The sequence below is a fragment of the Actinacidiphila yanglinensis genome (assembly GCF_900107965.1).
In the GTDB taxonomy this organism is placed as follows: Bacteria; Actinomycetota; Actinomycetes; order Streptomycetales; family Streptomycetaceae; genus Actinacidiphila; species Actinacidiphila yanglinensis.
This window is the reverse complement of the sequence record NZ_FNVU01000032.1, coordinates 1-20,260: the sequence shown is the minus strand read 5'-3', so window position 1 is coordinate 20,260 and position 20,260 is coordinate 1. Positions and strand designations below refer to the sequence as shown.

Here is a 20,260-nt window from a genome sequence, read left to right as displayed (position 1 = left end):
CGGGTGGGGCGTTCAGGTGACTCCGGTGCGCTCCGGGGCGGGTGCCCGCCAAGCGTCCAACCAGGTCAGGAGCTTCGCATCGTGGGACACGACACCGAGGACGACCGGGACGGCCAGCCCGCTCGCTGCGAGCGCCTGCCGCGGCTGGGAGACGCCGAGCGGGCCGTGCTGTCCGCGCAGGTGCCCGCACCCGCCACGGGAGGCCGCGCCCTGGTGGTCGGCGGCGCGCCGGACGAACTCCCCGCCTGGCTGGTGGAATCGGGCTACACGGTCGACGTCGTTTCTCGTACCGGCGTGGATCCGGCGCCTGCGGGGCACGAGCCGCCGGCCGGGGTGCGTTGGCTGCCGCTGGACATCGAGGACGATGACCTCCACGCGCTCGACGGCGACGGCTACGACCTGGTCGCGCTCCACTCGGCCACCGTCCTCCAGGACCGTACGCGCGTGATGCACGGCCTCCGCCGCCGGCTGCGCGAGGGCGGAGCGTTCGTGGTGATCACCGCTGTCGCGGCCGCGGTGACGCCCGAAGGGGACCGGGGGACCGCACCGGACGACATCGGGATCGCCGCGCCGGCCGCGGGCTGGGAGCGGGTGGACCGGTTCGGGGCGGACACGCCGGGGGTCCTGGTCCTGCGCGGACCGCGCAGCCTCCGGGCCGCGGCGGTGGAGAAGGGGCGGCCGGCGCCGCACGCGCTGACCGGGGCGTACGCGGTCGTCACCGACCCGCGGGGGCGGATCCTGCTGGGCCACTCGCAGCCGGGCATGTGGGAACTGGCCGGCGGGAAGAACGCCGGAGCGGAGTCCTTCGAGGAGGCGGCCGTACGCGAACTGGCCGAGGAGACCGGCCTGTACGCCGACCCCTCCGACGCCCACCTGATCGCGATGGTCGCCGACCACCGGGACGGACTGCCCCGGCTGACCGCCGTGGTCCGGATCACGGCATGGTCCGGCACGCTCCAGTGCCGCGAGCCGGACCGGTTCACGCGGTGGGAGTGGCACGACCCGCACACCCTCGCCGCCCTCGGGCCGATCTTCGCTCCCTCCGCCCACGCGCTCGACGTCGTCTGGCCCGGCGTCCTGCCCGGCCTGCCCCCGGTCCACCGCTACCCGCACGCCGGCGCGGCCGTCGCGGTGCCCGGAGAGCCCGCCGCCGCAATCCGGCTGCGCGCGACACTCGTTGACGCCATCGTCGCCGGCGGATGGGTGCGCACACCGGCGGTGGAGGCCGCGTTCCGCACGGTCCCCCGGCACCGTTACGCACCCGAAGTCCCCCTGGAGACCGCGTACGACGACAGCCTCGCGGTGGTGACCCGCCGGGACGACGACGGCCGGGCCCTCAGTTCGGTCAGCGCGGCCTGGCTGCACGCCGACATGCTCGAGACCGCCCGGCTCGCGCCCGGCATGCGGGTTCTCGAGATCGGTTCCGGCGGCTACAAGGCGTCCCTGCTCGCGGAGATCGTCGGGCCGGCGGGCTCGGTCGTCAGCCTCGACATCGACCCCTACGTCATCCGCCGCGCGCGTCGCTTCACCGCCGAGGCCGGCTACGGCCGCGTCCGACTCGTGCTGGGCGACGGCGCGCTCGGGGCACCGGACCACGCGCCGCACACCGGCTTCGACGCGATCTTCCTCACCCACAACTGCTGGGACCTCGCGCCCGCGTGGACCGCGCAGCTCGCCGAGGGCGGCCACCTCGTCGTCCCGCTTGAAGTCGGCGGCTACACCCGGGCGATCACGTTCCAGCGGCAGGGCGAGGTCCTGGTCGCCCAGAACTTCACCGTGTGCGGATTCGTTCGCGACCAGGGCATCGGCGGCCGGCGGACGCCCACCACCCAACTCCTCGGTGGGAAGGCCGAGGTGCGGTTCGAGGACGGCGAACCCACCGACACCACCGGGCTGGACGCGGCCCTGGGGACGACGCCCCGCCTGGACACGCGGACCGGCGTCACCGTCGAGGACGGTGAGCCCTTCGCGACCCTCCAACTCTTCCTCGCCACCACTCTGGAGGGCTTCTGCCGCCTGTCCGGCCACCGCGTCGCCGACGACCCCGACATCGCCCACCTCGACCTGCCCAAGGGCGCCGACGCCGCCGCGATCACGCAAGGCAGCTCGCTCGCCTACCTGACCCACGTCAGGACCCGCGAAGCGACGGGGACGGCCAAGGCCGAGTGGGAGTTCGTCGTCCACGCCTTCGGCTCTCGCGCCCGGGCCCTGTCCGACCTCCTCGCGGACCGGATGCGGACATGGGACCGCGACGTACGCCCCGGCCCGGGACCGAGCCTGACCGCCCACCCGGCCGCCACCCCCGACGCCGAACTGCCCCCCGGCCACGTGGTGCGCAAACCCCTGAGCCGGCTGGTGTTCGACTGGTCGACGCACAAGCACTGATGCCAAGGGGGCGAGCCCCGTTACTCCAGCGCCGCTGCCTTGCCCAGGAGTACCGCCCGTTCGCGGGCGTTGCCGCACAGTCGGGCGGCGAGCTGCAGTTCGGCCCGGGCCTCGGTGGTCCGGCCGAGCCGGACCAGCAGCTCGCCGCGCACGCTCGGGAGCAGGTAGGACCCCGACAGGCGCCCGGAGACGGCCAGTTCGTCGACCATGTCCAGCGCCTGCTGCGGCCCGCTCGCCATCGCGACTGCCACGGCCCGGTTGAGCTCGACGACGGGCGAGGGCGCGACGCGGCCGAGCGCCTCGTAGAGGAGCACGATGCGCTCCCAGTCGGTCTCGCCCACCGACGCCGCCGTCGCGTGACAGCCGGCGATCGCGGCCTGCAGCCCGTACGGTCCCAGGCCGCGCCCGGTGCTCGTGGCCCGGCCGAGCGCGGCCAGACCGCGGCGGATCGCCGAACGGTCCCACCGGCGCCGGTCCTGGTCCTCCAGGAGCACCGCCTCACCGTCCGGCCCGGTACGCGCCGGAAAGCGGGCGGCGGTCAGCTCGAACAGCGCGAGCTGCCCGTACACCTCCGGCTCGTCCGGCAGCAGCGCGGCCAGCATCCGCGCCAACCGCACGGCCTCGTAGGCGAGATCGGGCCGCAGCAGGCTGTCGCCGGCCGTCGCCGTCGACCCCTCGGTGAAGATCACGTACAGCACGCTCAGGACCGCGCCGAGCCGCTCGCGCCGTTCCTCGGGCCGCGGCAGCTCGAACGGCACGTGCGCGGCACCGATCGTCTTCTTCGCCCGGGTGATCCGGGCCTGGACGGTCGGGACCGGCACGAGGAACGCGCGGGCGATCTCCTCGCTGGACAGGCCGCCCACCACCCGCAGCGTGAGCGCCACCCGGGCCTCGGGCGAGAGGACCGGGTGGCAGGCGGTGAACATCAGCGCGAGGACGTCGTCGTCGACCCGGGCGGGGTCCCACGGCAGGTCGTCCGCCGCGCCGGGCGCGGCCGGCCCGCCCGAGCTGAACTCGCCCTCGGCCAGGTGGCCCGCGAGCAGGGCGTACCGCTCGTCCAGTGCCGACCTCCGGCGGAAGGCGTCGATGGCCCGCCGCCGCGCGGTCGTCAGCAGCCAGCCCACCGGGTTGGCCGGCGCGCCGTCGCGCGACCAGGTGACGAGTGCCTCCGCCAGCGCCTCCTGCGCGACGTCCTCGGCGAGCGCGAAGTCCCCGGTGTAGCGGGCCAGCGCGCCGACGACGCGGGCGGACTCGATCCGCCAGACGGCCTCGACGGCCCGCCGAGCCGCGTCCGCGATCGGCGGGCCGCCGTCGGCCGACGGCATCAGAGCTGGCCGTTCCGCTCGCGCCAGGCCCGCTCCTTGATGATCCACTCGTTGTCCTGCGGGAACTCCTCGATCCCCGGCACCCGGCGGACCTCGGCCTTCGAACCGGGGAAGGCGGGGAGCCGCTTGGCCCACTCGACGGCCTCCTCCTTGGAGGCGACGTCGATCAGGTAGAAGCCGCCGAACAGCTCCTTCGTCTCGCCGTACGGACCGTCGGTGACCACCGGGGTCTCCCCGCTGAAGTCGACCACCACGCCCTGGGACGGGTCGTCCAGCCCCTCGGCGGCGACCAGCACACCCGCGCGGATCAGCTCCTCGTTGAAGCGGCCCACCGTCTCCAGCATCTCCTCGAAGGGCGTCTCCATCATCTTCCCGACGGACTCGTCGGTTCCTCGCATGATCAGCATGTACTTCGCCATCGTCGCTCTCCTTCATCGGGGGTCGCCTCTCGACCCTCTTTATCGGAGGTCGAACGGCGATGCCGGGGATCGACACGGCGAGCGGGCCGGGGACGGCTTTTTCTCGACGCGTACGTACGGACGGGCCGGCTCCGCGGGAACGGATCCCGCGAAACCGGCCCGTCGGCCGTCGGCCGTCAGGCGGCTCGCTGCCGTCTCTCCATGGCCTTGGCGGCCGAGCGGCGCCCGGCCGCGAACGGATCGACGAACGCGCCGGCGCCCTGGCCCGGCGTGGTCCGCGCCGCCGAGAGCTTCGCCGCGAGGTCGCGCAACGCGGACGCGCCGGGCGGGACGTCGATCTGGAAGTGCCCTTCCTTGGGGACGTCGGGGTCGTCGCCGCCCCAGCGCACCACCCCCGCGCAGGACGCGAGGATGTCGCGGACCACGACCTGCTCCAACGGGTGGAAGCCGCCCGCCACTCCGGCCGGGTAGAGGCCGGGCAGGATCGAAAGGGCAGTGCCGGAAAGGTAGTTGGACTCGTACGCCGTGGTGACCGAGTGCTGGGTGGTGTAGCCGAAGACGTCGCCGCTCTTCAGCGCCCTGATCTCGTAGTGGAAGCGGCGCGCGACGTACTCCAGCACCGTCGCCGCGTCCCCGGGGCGCAGGGCCACCACGGCGCTGGTGCCCTCGATGCGCAGGTTCGTGTAGCCGCCGCCGGCCGCGGCACTCACCACCGGCCAGCCGTTCTGTGTGGTGCCCTTCGTCCAGGTCCGGGGTGCGGGTACCGCGGGGTCGGTCTCCGCGGGAGCCGCCGGAGCCGCGGGCGCCGCCGCGTGGGCCGAACCGACCGGCCCGGCGACGGCGACCGCCGCCCCGCCCGCCACCAGGCCCAGCGACGCCAGCATGCGCCTGCGGCTGGGTCCCTGTCCGATCTTCTCGCCGGGTTCTTCGCTGGGTCCCTTGTTCTCGCTCATCTGTGACCAGTCCTCTGTGTTCGAAGTCGACGGGACGGCCCCGGCGGGGCTACTGCGTGCTCCCGAGCCTGTTCTTCGTCGCCTGGGGCCGGGACGCCTGCACCTTGGCGGCCTGCGCGTTCCGGGCCCGCACCTTTGCGACCTGCGCGTTCTCCTCGCCGACCCGGTCCGCGAGCATGTCGGCAAAGCCCTGGCAGAACTCGTCCAGCTTGTCGTCGGGCAGCAGGGACGGGTCGAGCGTCGGGAAGCCGCCGGTGGACTGGATCAGATATGTCCGGCCCGCGACGATCGTCGCGTCGCTGTCGGAGGTCAGCATGTCCTTGGCGGTGGCCTTGGCGCTGTCCTCGATGCCGCCGAAGCGGCTCTGGTAGTACTGCGCGAAGCGGGAGAGGTACCCGTTGGTGTAGTGGTCCTCGACCACGTCGAGGATGCTCTCGCCGTTCAGCAGCCGCGTGGCGATCAGGTAGCCGTCGGCGTCCTCGATCAGGTCGCGCAGCTTGAACGTGCCGACGTCGGTGAGCTTGGCGAGCTTGTCCTGGCAGTAGGTGAGGCCGGAGGAGTAACTGTCGCTGTCCCGGCGCCACTCCCCGTAGAAGGTCATCCAGTCGCCGCCCCAGCCGGCCACGTCACCGCGGTTGGTCCCGGTGCCGGAGGGCTTGCCGATCAGCCGGACCCCGTCGGCGGCCGCGCCCAGGTGGCTCACGTGCAGGCTGATCCCGTAGAAGGGGTCGACCACCTCGGTGACCTTGAGCTCGCCGATGCCCTGGCTGTTCGCGTAGCTGATCCAGTCCGGGTCGGTGCCGCCGATCAGCGCCTTCCACTGGATCGAGTCGTAGTCGTCGTTGCGCAGGTACTGCAGCGCCAGCTCGCTGGGGTCCAGGGTCGGGTCGTACTGGACGGCCAGGTCGTGCAGCGCGCCGACGTAGGCGATGAAGTCGTTGACCGGGTTGCCGGGGTCGCTGACCGAGGAGACGCCCGAGTACGTGCCGGGCTTGGCCACGTCCTTGTCGATCTCGATGGCGCCGGTGCCGGACCCGGTGGAGAGGGTCTGGATCTGGTTGAACGCCCAGTTCTCCGGCAGCGTGAACCCCATGTTGCCGGAGAACCCGGTCGACATCCCCGAGACGAATGACCAGCGCGCGTACGTCTGCTGGGTCACCTGCTCGCAGACGTTGCGGGAACCGTAGACGCCGTGCACGTACTTCTTGCCCTGGGAGGCGAGCCCGGCGACGACGCCCTCGAAGTAGGGCACGATGTGGGAGTCGATGTCGTCCTGGGTGGCGTCGTAGTCGACCGCGAAGAAGATCACCGTGCCGATGTCGAAGCCGTAACCGTTCGCCGCCGCATGGGCGTTGAGCGCGTCCGTGTAGCCCTGGGGGTAGCTGAAGTACGACAGCTCGCCGCCGTCGTACTGCGAGATCGGGAAGACCCGCAGCCCGCTCTCGAAGATCGTCAGCAGCTCTCCTGGCTGGATCTTCTTGTTCAGCGAGGTGCCGGCCACGTTGTCGAGGTAGCGGCCCACGATCTTGTAGCCGGCGGCCTTGAGCGCCGCCGCCCGGTCGGCGGTGATCTCGGTGACGCAGTCGCAGGCCGTGCCCGCGCGGTCCGGATTCCCGGTGGAGACCAGCAGTTCGCACCAGGTGTCGAAGTTCCCCGTGCCGGTGACGGCCAGTTCGGAGAAGGACTGGAACGCGTTCACGGCGGAGGTCTGGCCGGAGCCGAAGCTGTCGGTGAAGTCGGTGTAGACCGAGTCGTCGGACAGCAGCACCCGGTTGAAGATCATCGCCGCGGTGAAGATGCTGACCCAGACGCCGGTGGAGCCCTCGCCGAGCAGGATGCCCTGCAGTCCGGCCTGGGTGCCGGGGCCGAACACGCCGGTGGCCTGCGCGTCCGTCATGCCCAACTCGTACTGGATCGCCAGGTAGAGCGCCCCCTGCACGGAGCGGGAGAAGATCCCGTCGCAGGGGATGACGAAGAAGTTCTGCCGGCCGGTGTAGCGGCTGTTCATCCACTGCTGGACCGAGCGGACCGCCTGCGTGCCGCCGGCCAGCACCACATAGGCGTCCATGGTCAGCAGGGCCTTCATGACCTTGGGGGCCACCGCGCCGCCCAGCGCGTCGCCCAGGCCCGCGTCGTCCATCATCGAGGCGACGGCGAGTTGGGTGTCGAGCCCGAACTGGCCGTTGATGGCCCCGGCGTCGTAGCCCTTGCAGTAGCAGGCGGCCTGCACGATCGTGATGAGGTTGGTGTTGGAGTCGTCGATCTTGACGCCGCCGCGTGCGGCCAGATCGGCCAGCGTGGTCGGACCGAAATTGTCGGACAGCGCGGTGATGCCCAATTCGTGTTGCAGACCGCGGGTGAGGGCGTACATCGTCGACCACCCGGTGGCGCCGTCCTCGGTGACCCTGTTGTATCCCGCGACATTTCCGTACGTAGCGTTGACCCATTGCTGGGCTGCCAACACCATCTGGTCCACTCGGACTCCTTCGGCATTCTCGGCATTCTCGGCGCTGCCGTCCCTTTCGGCATGAAGCGGGGTGGGACGACGAAGCGTGCAGGTGGGCGCGTGGTGGATGGCCCGGCGCCCGGCGCGGAGCAACCGTATAAGGAGAAAGTCGGGTTGACGATGTGAAGGTTCGAGGGAGGGCGCGTTGTGATCGTCACGGTTTCCTCGACCCGCGCCCTTTTTCACAGGCTTCCTGGCGCGCGTTTGAATGCGGGAATGCGGTGGATCAACCCTTTTCGACGTTTCCCGTTCGCTATTAGGAGAGGCGCGGACGGGCCGGTTCCGTTTCTCCGGAGGGCCGGAAGATGCTCACGAGGGCGAGCGCCAGGAGCACGACCCCGAGGACGAGCAGGATCGCCATCAACGGGTCGACGAACGACGGCACCAGCTGCGTCGTCGTCCCGTCCGTCCAGCGGCACTTCTCGCTGGGAGGGAAGAAGCTCCCGCCCCCGTCGCCCGCGAAGGGCTTGGCGGTGCAGAAGGTGCGCTGGGCCCTGAGGTCGAACAGGTGGCCGTCCCAGGCGCCGATGACGTAGGTCGCGATGCCCGCGAGCAGGGAGGCGATCGAACTCGTGAGGAGCAGCCAGGATTTCACCCGGCCATTGTGGGGCCTGGGCCGAACCAGGTTCGGGTGGGGGCATGTTGGGCCGGTGTGGCCCGAGTGGACGGAGTGCGCCTGAGGGTCGGGGCGCCCGGGAGCGCGCGGCGCCTCGGCTCTTGACAGGATCATTGGCCTAGACCAAATATGGGCGCATTCACGCGCGTCAGGCCAATTCCCCTGGTTCGGGGTGGCCTTGAGGCCCGACGAATCGCGCCCGGAAGTCCGCCGGACTCCGGGCACGATGCTGTTCCGCTGTGTCCTGCTGCTCTATTTCTCCTGGTAGGAGCGTTGATGAGACGATCTGGACCTGTTCGCGCGTTGCTTGCCGCTTCGGCGGCCGCCGCCGTGTCCGCCGGACTGGTGGTGGCGGGGGGAGGCGCCGCACAGGCCGCTCCGGCTTTCCGGGCGCCCATGCCGGCCCACGTGGTCGCGCCGTACTACGAGACCTACGCCGGTGGGAGCCCGGCCGCACTCGCGGCCCAGTCCCACAACACCTACCTGACGCTGGCCTTCCTCCAGACCCCCGCGGCCGGTTCCTGCACGGCGACCTGGAACGGGGACGCCACGACGCCGGTGTCCAAGTCGGTCTACGGCAAGGACATCGCCGCCCTCCAGGCGCGCGGCGGCAACGCCATCCCGTCGTTCGGCGGTTACGCCGCGGACACCACGGGCACCGACATCGCCGACAGCTGCACCGACGTCTCGTCGATCGCGTCGGTCTACGAGGGCCTGGTCACCACCTACGGCGTGACGCGGATCGACCTCGACGTCGAGGCGGACTCCCTCTCCAACACGGCCGGCATCGACCGCCGCAACAAGGCGGTGGCCCAGGTCGAGAGCTGGGCCCACCGCACCCACCGCAACGTGCAGTTCTCCTACACGCTGCCGTCGACGACGACCGGCCTGGGCGCCACCGGCGTGGCCCTGCTCCAGAACGCGGTCGCCAACCACGCCCGGGTGGACGTCGTCAACATCATGACGTTCGACTACTACGACGGCGCGTCCCACGAGATGGCCACCGACACGGAGACGGCCGCGGCCGGCCTGATCAACCAACTGGCCGCGCTCTACCCGTCGGAGAAGCCGTCGCACCTGTGGAGCAGGGTCGGCGTGACGGACATGCCGGGGATCGACGACTTCGGCCCGGCGGAGACCTTCACCACGGCGGACGCGGCGACGGTGGAGCACTGGGCGGCGGCGAAGGGGATCAACACCCTCTCGTTCTGGGCCCTCCAGCGGGACAACGGCAGCTGCGTCGGTACGGCGGGCGCGGGCGCGTGCTCGGGTGTGGCGCAGAGCGACTGGTACTTCAGCCACACGTTCGAGGCGTTCACCCACTCCAAGTGGACATGGGGCAAGGGCCGTTCCCCGTGGTCGGAGCCGAAGCCGGCGCCGCGCCAGGCGGAGCGCGGCTCCCGCATGTGACGCCTTCCCGCCCCCGGCCGTCCTCTGCGGGGGCGGACCGGGGGACGGGGCAACCGGCGGCTGAACGCCGACGTGGATGTCGCAATGGAATCGGGACCACACTCGTCCCCGACGTCACGCCAGGTCGAAGGGGCCTTTCAGGGCCCGATACGAGGTTGTCCGATTCTCAGTGCTCGGGGAGGGCGGAGGATCGTCGGTCGACCACGGCGTCATGGATCCGTCGGGCGACGTCCTCCGCCGACTCGTGCTCCCAGAATCGCATCACGATCCAGCCCTCGGACAGGAGATGCTCGGTTGTCTCCCGGTCGCGTGCCTTGTTCCGATCCAGTTTCGAGCGCCACCAGTCCGCATTCGCTTGGGGTCGCGTGGCGTGGACCGGACAGCCGTGCCAGAAGCAGCCGTCGAAGAAGACCGCTATTTTCAACCCGCCGAAGACCACGTCCACGGTCCGGCGCGGCATCCCCGGTACGGACATGTGGAGCCGGTACCGAAGGCCGGCCCTGTGCAGCAGTCTCCGAACGGCGAGCTCCTGCATGGTGTCGCGTGATGCCTGACGACTCATGCGTGCCGCCACAGCCGGTGATGACGCGGTCGGGGACATAAGAACAGTCTCCCACCTACGGGAGCGGGCGGCTCCGGCGTGGGACCGGCACGACGAGCCCCTGCGTTGAGCAGGCGCGTCCACTGCGACGAAGGCGGAGACACGTTACGGCGGAACGTCACTCCGTGAACGCGCGACGTAGTCGTTTGGTGGTCGCGCCGACACTTTTTCGGTATGTCGGACACCAAGGCGCCGCCACAGCCGCGCGGGCAAGGCGCCTTCAATGTCCTCGTCCCGAAGCATCGAACTGCGGAAGCAACCTGTTGGGGAGCTCGGAGCGGACGGGGTGAGGGCCGGGCTGATCGGGGAGTGATCGGGTGGGCACGGTCAGGTTCTTGCGGCGACCGTCAGGGCCGGTCGGGGGCCTTTGAGGGCGGCGCGGGTGAGGGCGCGGCCGCGGGCGGCGGTGCGGGCGCGCTCGGCTACGGCAGCCGGTGAGGGCGCGTTCAGGCCCGCGCAGGTGCGGCAGATGCCCTCGTCCGGGGTGGGCCGGGCGCACGTGGTGCACTCGTGCCGGGGCGGGGGTGCGGTGACCGGCGCAACTGCCGGAGGGAGCTTGCGGGTGAGGCGGTCGCGGAGCAACGCCGAGGCGCTGTGCACGCGTTCGGGCAGCCCGTTGAGCAGGGCGTGGGACAGGTCACGGGGGCCGTGGCCACGCTCCAGCCAACGAGCAACCAGCGGTGCGAGGTTGAGGGCCTCCGCAGCGCCGAGGCGGAGTCGGGGCTCTGCCGCGGTCACGCGGTGGAGCAGGGCCGCGGCCTCGCCCGTCGCCGCGTCCGGCGGCACCACCGGGGTGACGGCCGTCGAGGGCGGCCGCTGCCGGGGGAGGGAGGGTTCTTTCGCCCGGTTCTTTACAGGGTGGGCGTCAGGACCAGCATCGGCCGGTGGGCCGGAGCCCGGAGGTGTGGCATCCGGCCCCACCTGGGGGGTGTCGTACACATGGGTCTCGGTGACGATGGTGCCGTCAACCTGGCGCACCCGCTCGACCCGGTAATAGCCGGAGGCGGTCAGCTCGCGCAGGGCCTTCGCCACCGAGAGGCGTCCCTGGGGGCTGGTGTCAGCCATCCCCCGGCCGTCCTCGCGCCAGCCGTCGGGGCGGGAGAGGAGGTCGGCCAGCAGGCCGCGCGCGGTGTAGGACAGCCGGCGATCCTGCAGGACCGTGTTCGGCAGGACCGTGAAACCGCTCGTGTGGCGGTTACGATGAATCTGCATGGGGAGCTTGGACTCCTTGTGCCGGACCCCGGAGCGTTGGCGCGCTGCCGGGGTCACTCATTTAAGTTCACTGGTGACAGAACGTACCACGTGATTCGTCCAAGATCGATCGCTCTTGGGTGTCTTCTTGACCGGCGAAACGTTCCTCCCGCGTGTCGGACGCGGCCGGTGCGCCGCTCGCGGCTACGTGTACGGAGTGCAGACATTCCTTCCGTACCCGGACTTCGAGGAAGCGGCGCGTGTGCTCGACCAGCGTCGCCTCGGCAAGCAGCGCGTGGAGGCCATCCAGGTGCTGCGGGGACTGACCGTGGCCGGGTACGGGTGGCGCCATCACCCGGCGGTGAAGATGTGGGCCGGGTACGAGGAGGCACTGGTCCGCTACGGCCTGGAGATCTGCCGGGTGTGGACCGCGGCCGGCCGGGCCGACACGTGCGCGGACACGCTGCTGCACGATCTGCCGGCCGGGGCGCACGCGTCGCGGGGCCGGCACGTGCGCTCCGCGGACGAACTCGCTCGGGATGGCGACCTGCCACCCTGGCTCGGCGATCCGGACTTCCACCTCAGCCATCGTTCGGCCCTCGTGACCCGGGCACCGGAGCACTATCGGCGCTACTTCCCCGACGTGCCCGCCGGGCTGCCGTACGTGTGGCCGTCCTCGGACCGCGAGCCGTTCGTCTGACCGCCGCGGGATCGGAGCGCGTGTGGCGCGGCGGCCGGGGCCACCGCGCCACGTCGAGAGGTACGTCGCGCGGTACGACGTGCGGTCTTACGTGCGGTCCTACGTGAGTTCCTACGTGCGTGGGGCTCAGGTCGCGCGGCAGGAAACAGTTGGCCAGGTCCAGGTGCCGTTGGTCTGGATCGTCACGCCCCAGTTGTTGCCGCTGCCGTTGGGCGTGGCGGTGAGCACCTGGCTGCTGGGCCAGGTCGCGTTGACGTTCCAGGTCGCGATGATCTTCTCGGGGGAGGGGACGTTCATGGTCACGGTCCAGCTACTGGCCCCGCTGACCGCCACGTTGAGGTTGTAGCGGTCTGACCACTGCTGGCCGGCGGAGAGGGTCGCGGTGCAACTGCCGCCGCCCGTACCCCCGGTCGTACCGCCTGTCGTGCCTCCGGTGCCGCCCGTACCACCCGTGCCACCCGTACCGCCGGTGGTGCTGCCTCCGCCGTCGGGGGCGACGGCGCGGCCGGTCTGCGGGGAGATCATGCCGGCGCACAGGCCCTTGCCCGCCAGCATCTGCGCGATCCGCGGGATGGCGGCCAACGTGTTCGCGGGCCACTCGTGCATGAGGATGATCTGGCCGTTGCCGAGCTGGGAGTTGGCCTGCACGATGGCGTCCGTGCTGGCGCCGTTCCAGTCCTGCGAGTCGACGTCCCAGATGATCTCCGTCAGGCCGTACTTGGCCTCGACGGACTTCAGCGTGGCGTTGGTCTCGCCGTAGGGCGGCCGGAACAGTTTGGGCGTCCCGCCACCACCGGCGGCGATGGCCTGCTGGGTGCGGGAGAGCTCCGAGTCGATCTGCGACTGGCTCTCCTGGATCAGGTGCGGGTGGGTGTAGCTGTGATTGCCCACCCACATACCGGCGTTGATCTCGGCCTGGACCTGGGCCGGGTATGAGGCGGCGTACTGCCCCTCGTTGAACATCGTGGCCCGCAGCCCGTTCTGCTTGAGCGCGTTGAGGACGGCCGGGGTGTGGTCGTTGGACGGCCCGTCGTCGAAGGTCAGCCCGACGTAGCCGTTGCAGGTGGCCGCATTGGACGGGGCGGCGCCGACACCGAGGGCGAAGGCGCCCGCGACGGCCATGGCGAGGGCCACCAGTACGGTGACGAGGGTCTGGGGCCGGGCAGCGCGGATCTTCCGTCTGGGGCGCGTGGATCGCGTGGACATGTCTTCCATGGGAGGCGCTTCCTCCTGATCACATGTGGGGGGAAGGCAGCGCGAGTTGACGCTGCGAGGGTCACCGGTGGGGCAGGCGCCGCAACGACCGCACGGTGGTGTTCCGCGCGGTGCCGCGAGCTCCACGGACCGCCGCCCGAGTTCCACGGACCGTCGCGCGTTCGGCGACCGGGGAGTCGGGGGCGGGGCAGTGACCCGAGCCGGCAGGTGGGGTCTGCCGACGGCGAACAGTGTTGGCCCGCCCACCGCCACTGTCAACACTTTCGGCATTCCGCTCGAATGATTCGGCGAGGAGGCGAAGTTGGCCACCCGGAAACATGCAGTTCAGGCGTCATCCATGATGTGCGAAGCCAACATCCCGCGACGCAAGCTGATTTGACGGGCTGAGTCGCTGCGAGTTCCGTCGAAAGTTTCGAAGCTCTGGCCGGGCATCCGCGTGGGACCGGACAGCCACGGCACAGCGCGGCTGGCCGCGCCCCCCTCGCCTCCGTAGGGTCTGCTGCATGGCGATCAACGTGCGCAGGTCCCTCCCGGAAGATCACGCGGCGATCCTGTCCCTCATGGACAGCGCCCGGGGAGTAGGGCTCAGTGACGAGGAACGGGCGCGCCGTGGCTTCGTGCAGGGCCAGTTGACGGGCGAACTCCTCGACCGCTTCCAGGAGGGCCCGGGCATCTTCGTCGCCGACGCGGACGGCGATCTCGCCGGGTTCGCGATCACGAGCGAGCCGGGCTCCCTGCCCCCGCAGCACCCGGCCGCGGCGGCGGTCGCGGCGGTCACGAGGGCGGCCGACGGCCGCGACCCGGGCCGGCTGTTCCTCTACGGCCCCGTCGCCGTCGACGAACGCTTCCAAGGCCGCGGGGTGTTGACCCAACTCCTCACGGCCCTCAGCCGCGCCCTGCAGGACGACTTCGACCTCGCCGTCGCCTTCGTCGAGACGGCCAACGAGCGGTCCCTGGCCGTCCACCGGCACTACGGGATGACCGAGGCCGCCCGCTTCGAGATCGGCGAACGCGCCTACGTGGCCTTCACCTTCGCGCCGTCCGCTTTCGCGCAGGGCCGTTCCTGACGCTCGGCGGACCGGGACCCGTAGCGCGGAAGCACGTACGCGCGGGGCGGTAGGTTCGTGGGGCGGCAGGTGACGCCCACCGCCCCGTACCCGGAAGCCCGTTGCCTCAGCGGCCGCCCTCGCCGTACGCCGCCGCGATCTCCTGCGACGACGCCCAACGGCTGTACGTCGGCGACTGGGGCCAGCCCTCGGGGGAGTCCTGCCACTCCTCCTGGCGGCCGTAGGGCAGGAGGTCCACCAGGGCGAACAGGTAGCTACGTTGCTCGGTCCCGCGGCCGTCGGTGTGCCAGGTGCGGTAGACCGAGTCGCCGTCGCGCAGGAACACGTTGACCGCGAATCCACCGTCGGGCGGCGCGCCCACGTCGCTGCCGAACGGGCTGTTCGCCGTCGAGTACCAGGCCATCTTGTTGCCCACCTTGCGCTGGTACGCGAGCGCCTCGTCGATCGGCCCCTGGGTGACGATGACGAACCGGGCGTCGAACTTCTCCAGGCCCGCGAGCCGGGTGAACTGCGAGGTGAAGCCGGTACAGCCCCCACACTGCCACTCGGCGCCCTCGTGCCACATGTGGCTGTAGACGATCAACTGCGGCTGGTCGCCGAAGATCTCGGCGAGCCGGACGGGGCCCTCCGCGCCCTCCAGCACGTAGTCGGGCAGCTTCACCATCGGCAGCCGGCGGCGCTGGGCCGCGATGGCGTCGAGCTCACGCGTGGCGGCCTTCTCCCGCACGCGCAGGGCGGCCAGTTCCTTCTCCCAGGTGGGAGCGTCGACAACGGGGGGCAGGGCGTCGTTGCTGCTGGTGGGCATGGTGCCTCCGGTCAGGTGCGTTTTCGGTGCCTTCGGTGCCTTTCTGGAAGTGCGGACTCCGTGGCGAGGCGGAACTCATCGGTCCGCCCGGAATTCCGTCGAGTGGACGGCGGCGGAGGGAGCGCGGCGGTGTGTGCCGACGAGCGGTGACCGCGGCGGTGGTCAAGGCAGTTCGATGGCGTAGCCGCCCGCGGCTTCGATGAGCCAGTGCAGCGCCAGGCGGCCGCCGTAGGGGTGGCCGTCGGTGCCGAAGCGGACCCAGCCGGTGTGAAGCCGCCTGACCCCGCCGTCCCACCAGCGCCAGGAACGGCTGTCGGCCATGCCGTCGGGGTCGAAGAGGTTGATCCAGTCCAGGAGCCGCCAGTCGGCGACGGCGTCCGTCTGCAAGTCGGTCATGCGCTGCTGCGGGGTCTGGCCGCGCCACCTGGTCAACCAGTCCGCCGTGGCGCCCCGTCGGACCGGAACCTCGGGTGCGCAACGCTCCACGAACCAGGTCGGCAGGATCTCCGGCCACCGTTCGTCGGCGGGCCATGCGTCGGCCGGCCCGACGGCGTACGGGAGGACGGCGAGCAGCACCTCGCGCATCAACGCGATGGTTCGGTGCGGGTCTTCCGCGGTGAAGGTGGCTTCCACGTCCAGGAGTGGGTTCGTGGTGTCGGGGTGCGGGCCGTACCGGACCCTGAGCAGTTCCGTCGTGGGGGAAGCGGGGTCGAGCTGCTCCTGGAGGAGTTGACGTGGCCGGTGGGGGAGGAGCGCGGCGGCGGCCCCGGCCAGGACGAGCAGTTCGTGCCGCTCGTCGGCGGTCGGGTCGAAGGCGGGTCGGACCCCGCTGGCGCGGGAGTGCCATGGAGACGGGTGGAGTTCGCGAATCAGGGCGGCGGCCGCGCCGGCGGCCCACCGGGCGAGCCGCGGGTCGGGATCCGTGGCGATGCGGAGGTTCGTGCGGAGCCGCCGCAGCGCGTCGGGTTCGTCGAGGAGGCGGTACCCGGCCCGTCGGACCGCGGCGCGGTCGCGGTCCGCCAGCAACGACTCCGTTGTTCCGGGCGGGAGTTGGTCGAGGCAGCTGCGGAGGGTCGTGGTGGCCTCGCGGATCACCTTCGTGGACGGATCGCGCAGCAGCGGGACGGCGCGTTCGACGGCTACCGCGTCGAGCGCGCGCAGTCCACGCAGGGCCGCGGCACGTATGGGCGCCTGCTGGTGGCCGAGCAGGGGAGCCAGCAGGTCGGCGTCCTCTTTGCGGCCCGTCTCGGCGAGACCGGCGATCAGGCCCGGAGCGGGTTCATGAACGGCGGCTCGATACCAGCCGAGCGCGTCGGTTCCCGTACGGCGGGCAGCGTCGCGCGCGACGGAACGGACGAGGGGAGACGTGTCACCGAGGGAGGGCGTGACTTCCGCGGCGAGTCCCCTTCTGAGGAGCCCGACGAGTGCTACGACCCGCACTTCGTGGTGAACGCTGGTCGCCAGTTGCCGTAGCAGGTCGGTCTGTTCGGTCCACACGGCGTCGCGTACGGCTGCTTCCGCCGCCAGCCCCCGGCACTGGCGGTCACCGTCCCGCCTGGTGATCGCGACCAGTGTCCTGAGCGGGAGCCGACGGTTCGCGAGCGCCGTCCGCAGGGCAAACCGTCGCAGCCGTACGTCCGGCGAGGCGAGCAGGGGCTCGAAGAGAGTCGTCCCGGGCGAGGAGACCAAAGCGCTCACGAGTTGCTGCCGCGCGAACCCGCCCCGCTCACGCCGGACGACCAGGAGGGTGAGCGGCGCGGTCGCGGGGACCATCACCTCGGGATGCTCGTGCAGCAGCAGCGCCAACGCCCCACGGGCACGGTCCCGTACCGGCCCCGCCCAGTCGGCGGTGCGCAGCACCAGGAACGGCACGAGGTCCAGCGGGGGTTGGGGTCCTCCCAGCAGCAAGTGGATTCTGCCCACCGCGCGTTCGCGTACGCGGCCGTCCGGGTGGCAGGCGGCCAGTGCGACGCCGAGCGGGCTGGCCTCGGCGGGGACGGCACCCTGGCTCACCTCCGCCCGACCGGCCCGGTGCGTGCGCCCGAGTCGGTATTCGGCCGTCTGCCGCACGGCCTCGTCGAGTCGCAGGACCACGCGCGGCTGGTCCGAGAGAAAGCGGAGCGCCGTGGCGGACTCGCCGGCGGTATCCATGCCGCGCAGCGCGGCGACGAGGTTGCGTTCGGACTCCGGGGTGTTCATCGCCGCAGGCGTCAGCGCGGCCTCGAACGCATCAAGGGCGGACGGGGATACGGGGTGCGGCACCTGCGCGGGCTCGGGAGTCCTGGACATGCAGCCATCGTGCCGGACGCGTCGTCCCAGGGCCCCGGCATTTTTTGGGGCGCCCCACGCTCGGTCCTGGCAAGAGGCGGGACGTCGATCGCGCGCTTGGTCTGCGCGATCGGCAACCTGGAAGCTCGGAATGGCCGAGGTCACCCGTGACAACGTGCGGCGGACACCCGCTGATTGCGGTGCCTCGGGAGTCGTTCCCCGCGTGCCGCCACCGAAGGGCGCGGCTTCGGTGGCGTCGGCACGGTGACGTGTTCTGACCGGGGTCGAGCTTCCGAGTACTCGCCTCGTGCGCCCAGAGGTTCGGCTCAGGCGCGGCGTCGCAGGACGTAAAGGTCCTCGCTGTCGGGGTCGCCGATGAAGACGTACAGCTTCGGATGCTCGGTGGTGCCGAGGACCCGCCAGGTCTGCGTGTCGCAGCCGGCGACGGAGACACTGACCTCCTGGGACCACGCATCCGTCCCTGATCCGTACACCCACGTTCCCGTGCCGGTGCACCGGTGGATCGCGTCAAAGTCGTAGGTGCGGAGCCCGGTTGCCGTGCCTTCGCCGTCCGGCGTGAGGACGAGCGTGCCTCCTTTTCCGTCGGTCCACTTCCCGGCGACGAGCTGTGTGCTCAGCCGCGGTGGAACGTATCCGAGGACGGCGGAGAGACCGATCGCGGCGACGACGGCGGCGACGACCGCGAGCGCCCCGTAGGCCGTCACCCGCCCGAGTATCGCCCTGCCGGAGAGCCGGGGTCGGTGCGACAGCAGCAGTCTGCGGGAGACCAGTGCGGGGCCGGCGAGCGCCGCAGTCCCCACGAGCCATCCGACGACCACCTGTACGAGGGTCACGACCGACCCGGCAAGTACGGCAACAAGTACGGCAAGGGGAGCCTCGGCTGCAGCCGCCAGCGTCGGCGTCCACCACCACTGTGCACGCCCCCTGCCGCGGCGACCCAGCCACCCCGCCGCCGCCAGGAGGGGCATCACCACGCCGGCCGACAGCAGCATGAGAAGTACGGTCAGGACCGGTACCAGCATGATCAGGACGAAGAAGCCCAGCCCGCTGTAGGCGAGGCCCGGGTTCTCCCGAGTGCCCTGCCACGCAAGGGCCGCGATCCCGCCGACCACGGCTTCCACGCACAGCGCCCCGGTCGAGGCCACCAGAACCCCGCCGAATCTGTCCCGCACCCGGCCTTGCGCACGCGGGGGACCTCCCACGTGCATGGGTTCTTCGATTTTTGAACGCATTCAAATCCCCTCCCGCCGTGCATCCTCCTCCATGCGGGACGAGCCGACCCACCCGGGCCCTCGTCTGCTCAGCGGGGGTGGGGCTTCGGTTCGGGAATGACCTGCCGGTGGCGGCTACGGGACCGGAACGAGGCGAGCGTCTGCCGGGACTTGCGCGCATTCCGGCTCGCCGAAGTTCGTGCCGGCGGCTTACTGAGCGACGCTGATGGCAGGACACCGTCCGACTCGCCGCCGGTCGTCCGCACGTCGCGCAGGCCCGGCAGCGCGGCCGTCCAACTGCCCTGCCTGCCGGTCGAACCCGGCCTGTCCCGCTCATGTCCGCGGGCCCGTACCCGATCTCCGGGTTCGGGCCCGCATCCGGCGCGGGTGTTACGTGGTCGATTACCGTCGTGGCACCATCAGACGCGGAAGGCCTCCCGTACCGAGCCGCCGACCAGGGCGCACCACGTGCTGAGGTCCACCTTGCCGTTCGGGGTGAGGCCGTGGAGGCGCTGCATGTCCTGGACGGCCTTCATGGTGGCGTGGTCGTATTCGCCGGTCGTGCTCACGGTGTCGGCGTAGCCCTTGATGGCCAGGATGTACTGCACCGCGCTGACCGGCAGCCCGGCGGCGTGCTTGTCCAGGACGGGCGCGAGCGCCTCCCAGGTGGCGGTGTCGAACGTGGCGTCCGGGGTCACCGAGATGCCGTGCGTGGTCTGGAAGTCGGCCAGGATGTCGATCATGTCGGTGCCGAAGACGCCGTCGATCGCCAGGGTGTCGTACCCGGCGTCGACCAGCAAGTACTGTGCGATCTGCACCACTTGGCTGTCGACGAACCGCCAGATGTCGGGCCAGCGGCGGTCGGGGACCTCGGCGAGCGGGGTGCCCATCGCCTTCAGGACGCGCGAGCGCACCATCGGGAACTGCGCGTAGAAGGAGATGCCGGGGCAGTCGGTCCCCAGGCGGAAGTCCCAGTGTCCGAAGATGTCCCACGCGTGCAGGTCGAACTGCCGGCACACCGCGACGCACAGTTCCACCAGCGAGTCCAGCAGCGCGTCGGGCGGCGTCTCGGTGATGTAGGTGCCCTCGTTCTCGATGCCGATCGCGTTGCCGTTCTCCCCCGGGCAGTGCGCGGCGATCACCTGGTGCTCGCCGGTCTCCAGCGTCGACAGGCTCTGGTGCCGGCCCTCCAGGACGTACCCGCCGCGGCTGACCGTGAAGTGCTGGCCGGTGTCCGCCCACCCGTTGGTGTCCATGTGCAGGTTCTGGCAGTCCTTGGCCAACTGGATCGCGTGGTCGCGCGAGTAGTCGGTCACGTTCGGGAAGGCCATGTGGTGCAGGATGATCTTGTTGGTCTGGTTGCCGGTGATCTGGATCGGGCTGGACGGGGGCCGGGCGCCCCAGGTGTCGCAGTCGATGATCCAGGGGAACTCGGCGGACGGCGTCGAGGGCGTGGCGCCCGCCGCCCGCGCGGCACCGGGGAAGGCCAGTTCGGTGCCGACGACCGCGGCCACCGCCCCTCCCAGACCCACCTTGAACAGGGTGCGGCGATCGACCTCGTGCTCGT

General features: G+C 71.1%; 16 protein-coding genes. 4 read left to right on the top strand and 12 right to left on the bottom strand.

All coding sequences use genetic code 11. The annotated features are described in order from the left end of the window. The first annotated feature begins 81 nt into the window (after positions 1-81). Complete coding sequence (fxlM, locus tag C4U44_RS39375) at positions 82-2,385, top strand: methyltransferase, FxLD system (protein ID WP_235032683.1); 2,304 nt, start codon at positions 82-84, stop codon at positions 2,383-2,385. 20 nt (positions 2,386-2,405) lie between these two features. Here fxlM and C4U44_RS39370 read toward each other — a convergent pair whose 3' ends face one another. From C4U44_RS39370 to C4U44_RS39350, 5 genes are all read right to left on the bottom strand, one after another. After that, positions 2,406-3,710, bottom strand: coding sequence for an RNA polymerase sigma factor (locus tag C4U44_RS39370; protein WP_235032682.1), 1,305 nt, complete (start codon positions 3,708-3,710; stop codon positions 2,406-2,408). Next, positions 3,710-4,129, bottom strand: coding sequence for a YciI family protein (locus C4U44_RS39365; protein ID WP_103890932.1), 420 nt, complete (start codon positions 4,127-4,129; stop codon positions 3,710-3,712). Before C4U44_RS39365 ends, C4U44_RS39370 begins: the two co-directional genes overlap by 1 nt. A 176-nt stretch (positions 4,130-4,305) precedes the next feature. After that, the gene (locus C4U44_RS39360) at positions 4,306-5,082 is read right to left on the bottom strand and encodes a hypothetical protein (protein ID WP_103890931.1); all 777 of its coding nucleotides are present in this window, start codon (positions 5,080-5,082) and stop codon (positions 4,306-4,308) included. 49 nt (positions 5,083-5,131) lie between these two features. After that, positions 5,132-7,549: a glycoside hydrolase domain-containing protein gene (locus C4U44_RS39355; RefSeq protein WP_103890977.1), complete on the bottom strand. Its 2,418-nt coding sequence runs from the start codon at positions 7,547-7,549 to the stop codon at positions 5,132-5,134. A 295-nt stretch (positions 7,550-7,844) separates the two neighbouring features. Continuing rightward, positions 7,845-8,183 carry a hypothetical protein gene (locus tag C4U44_RS39350; protein WP_103890930.1) on the bottom strand — a complete coding sequence of 113 codons (339 nt, stop codon included), beginning with the start codon at positions 8,181-8,183 and terminating at the stop codon, positions 7,845-7,847. 297 nt (positions 8,184-8,480) lie between these two features. Between C4U44_RS39350 and C4U44_RS39345 the strand changes: the two genes are divergently transcribed. Further along, positions 8,481-9,614 carry a chitinase gene (locus C4U44_RS39345; RefSeq protein WP_103890929.1) on the top strand — a complete coding sequence of 378 codons (1,134 nt, stop codon included), beginning with the start codon at positions 8,481-8,483 and terminating at the stop codon, positions 9,612-9,614. A 166-nt stretch (positions 9,615-9,780) separates the two neighbouring features. On the opposite strand, the gene C4U44_RS39340 is transcribed toward C4U44_RS39345, so the two are convergent. Together C4U44_RS39340 and C4U44_RS39335 are read right to left on the bottom strand one after the other, a co-directional pair. Continuing rightward, on the bottom strand, positions 9,781-10,215 hold the full coding sequence (locus C4U44_RS39340; RefSeq protein WP_103890928.1) for a very short patch repair endonuclease: 435 nt from the start codon (positions 10,213-10,215) through the stop codon (positions 9,781-9,783). A gap of 327 nt (positions 10,216-10,542) precedes the next feature. Beyond that, positions 10,543-11,427: a hypothetical protein gene (locus C4U44_RS39335; protein ID WP_103890927.1), complete on the bottom strand. Its 885-nt coding sequence runs from the start codon at positions 11,425-11,427 to the stop codon at positions 10,543-10,545. A 196-nt stretch (positions 11,428-11,623) separates the two neighbouring features. Between C4U44_RS39335 and C4U44_RS39330 the strand changes: the two genes are divergently transcribed. Continuing rightward, positions 11,624-12,106, top strand: coding sequence for an MSMEG_6728 family protein (locus C4U44_RS39330; protein ID WP_103890976.1), 483 nt, complete (start codon positions 11,624-11,626; stop codon positions 12,104-12,106). 126 nt (positions 12,107-12,232) lie between these two features. Here C4U44_RS39330 and C4U44_RS39325 read toward each other — a convergent pair whose 3' ends face one another. Next, complete coding sequence (locus C4U44_RS39325; RefSeq protein WP_103890975.1) at positions 12,233-13,312, bottom strand: polysaccharide deacetylase family protein; 1,080 nt, start codon at positions 13,310-13,312, stop codon at positions 12,233-12,235. 512 nt (positions 13,313-13,824) lie between these two features. Here C4U44_RS39325 and C4U44_RS39320 point away from each other — a divergent pair. Continuing rightward, positions 13,825-14,388: a GNAT family N-acetyltransferase gene (locus C4U44_RS39320; protein ID WP_103890926.1), complete on the top strand. Its 564-nt coding sequence runs from the start codon at positions 13,825-13,827 to the stop codon at positions 14,386-14,388. Positions 14,389-14,494: 106 nt separating this feature from the next. Here C4U44_RS39320 and C4U44_RS39315 read toward each other — a convergent pair whose 3' ends face one another. From C4U44_RS39315 to C4U44_RS39300, 4 genes are all read right to left on the bottom strand, one after another. Continuing rightward, complete coding sequence (locus C4U44_RS39315) at positions 14,495-15,193, bottom strand: DUF899 family protein (protein WP_103890925.1); 699 nt, start codon at positions 15,191-15,193, stop codon at positions 14,495-14,497. Positions 15,194-15,355: 162 nt separating this feature from the next. Continuing rightward, positions 15,356-17,482, bottom strand: a complete 2,127-nt coding sequence (locus C4U44_RS42175; protein ID WP_200823564.1) for a hypothetical protein — start codon at positions 17,480-17,482, stop codon at positions 15,356-15,358. Between the two features lie 305 nt (positions 17,483-17,787). Further along, a complete protein-coding gene (locus C4U44_RS39305) occupies positions 17,788-18,654 on the bottom strand; it encodes a hypothetical protein (protein WP_103890924.1) in 867 nt (288 codons plus the stop codon). Positions 18,655-19,112: 458 nt separating this feature from the next. Beyond that, a partial coding sequence (locus C4U44_RS39300) for a peptidoglycan recognition protein family protein (protein ID WP_200823563.1) occupies positions 19,113-20,260 on the bottom strand: 1,148 nt, incomplete at its 5' end.

What these genes read in the sequence shown, in the direction of transcription:
- C4U44_RS39370 (WP_235032682.1), bottom strand. Translation starts at nt 3,710, where the DNA reads ATGCCGTCGGCCGACGGCGGCCCGCCGATCGCGGACGCGGCTCGGCGG.
- C4U44_RS39365 (WP_103890932.1), bottom strand. Translation starts at nt 4,129, where the DNA reads ATGGCGAAGTACATGCTGATCATGCGAGGAACCGACGAGTCCGTCGGG.
- C4U44_RS39360 (WP_103890931.1), bottom strand. Translation starts at nt 5,082, where the DNA reads ATGAGCGAGAACAAGGGACCCAGCGAAGAACCCGGCGAGAAGATCGGA.
- C4U44_RS39355 (WP_103890977.1), bottom strand. Translation starts at nt 7,549, where the DNA reads ATGGTGTTGGCAGCCCAGCAATGGGTCAACGCTACGTACGGAAATGTC.
- C4U44_RS39345 (WP_103890929.1), top strand. Translation starts at nt 8,481, where the DNA reads ATGAGACGATCTGGACCTGTTCGCGCGTTGCTTGCCGCTTCGGCGGCC.
- C4U44_RS39340 (WP_103890928.1), bottom strand. Translation starts at nt 10,215, where the DNA reads ATGTCCCCGACCGCGTCATCACCGGCTGTGGCGGCACGCATGAGTCGT.
- C4U44_RS39335 (WP_103890927.1), bottom strand. Translation starts at nt 11,427, where the DNA reads ATGCAGATTCATCGTAACCGCCACACGAGCGGTTTCACGGTCCTGCCG.
- C4U44_RS39325 (WP_103890975.1), bottom strand. Translation starts at nt 13,312, where the DNA reads ATGTCCACGCGATCCACGCGCCCCAGACGGAAGATCCGCGCTGCCCGG.
- C4U44_RS39320 (WP_103890926.1), top strand. Translation starts at nt 13,825, where the DNA reads ATGGCGATCAACGTGCGCAGGTCCCTCCCGGAAGATCACGCGGCGATC.
- C4U44_RS39315 (WP_103890925.1), bottom strand. Translation starts at nt 15,193, where the DNA reads ATGCCCACCAGCAGCAACGACGCCCTGCCCCCCGTTGTCGACGCTCCC.
- C4U44_RS42175 (WP_200823564.1), bottom strand. Translation starts at nt 17,482, where the DNA reads ATGTCCAGGACTCCCGAGCCCGCGCAGGTGCCGCACCCCGTATCCCCG.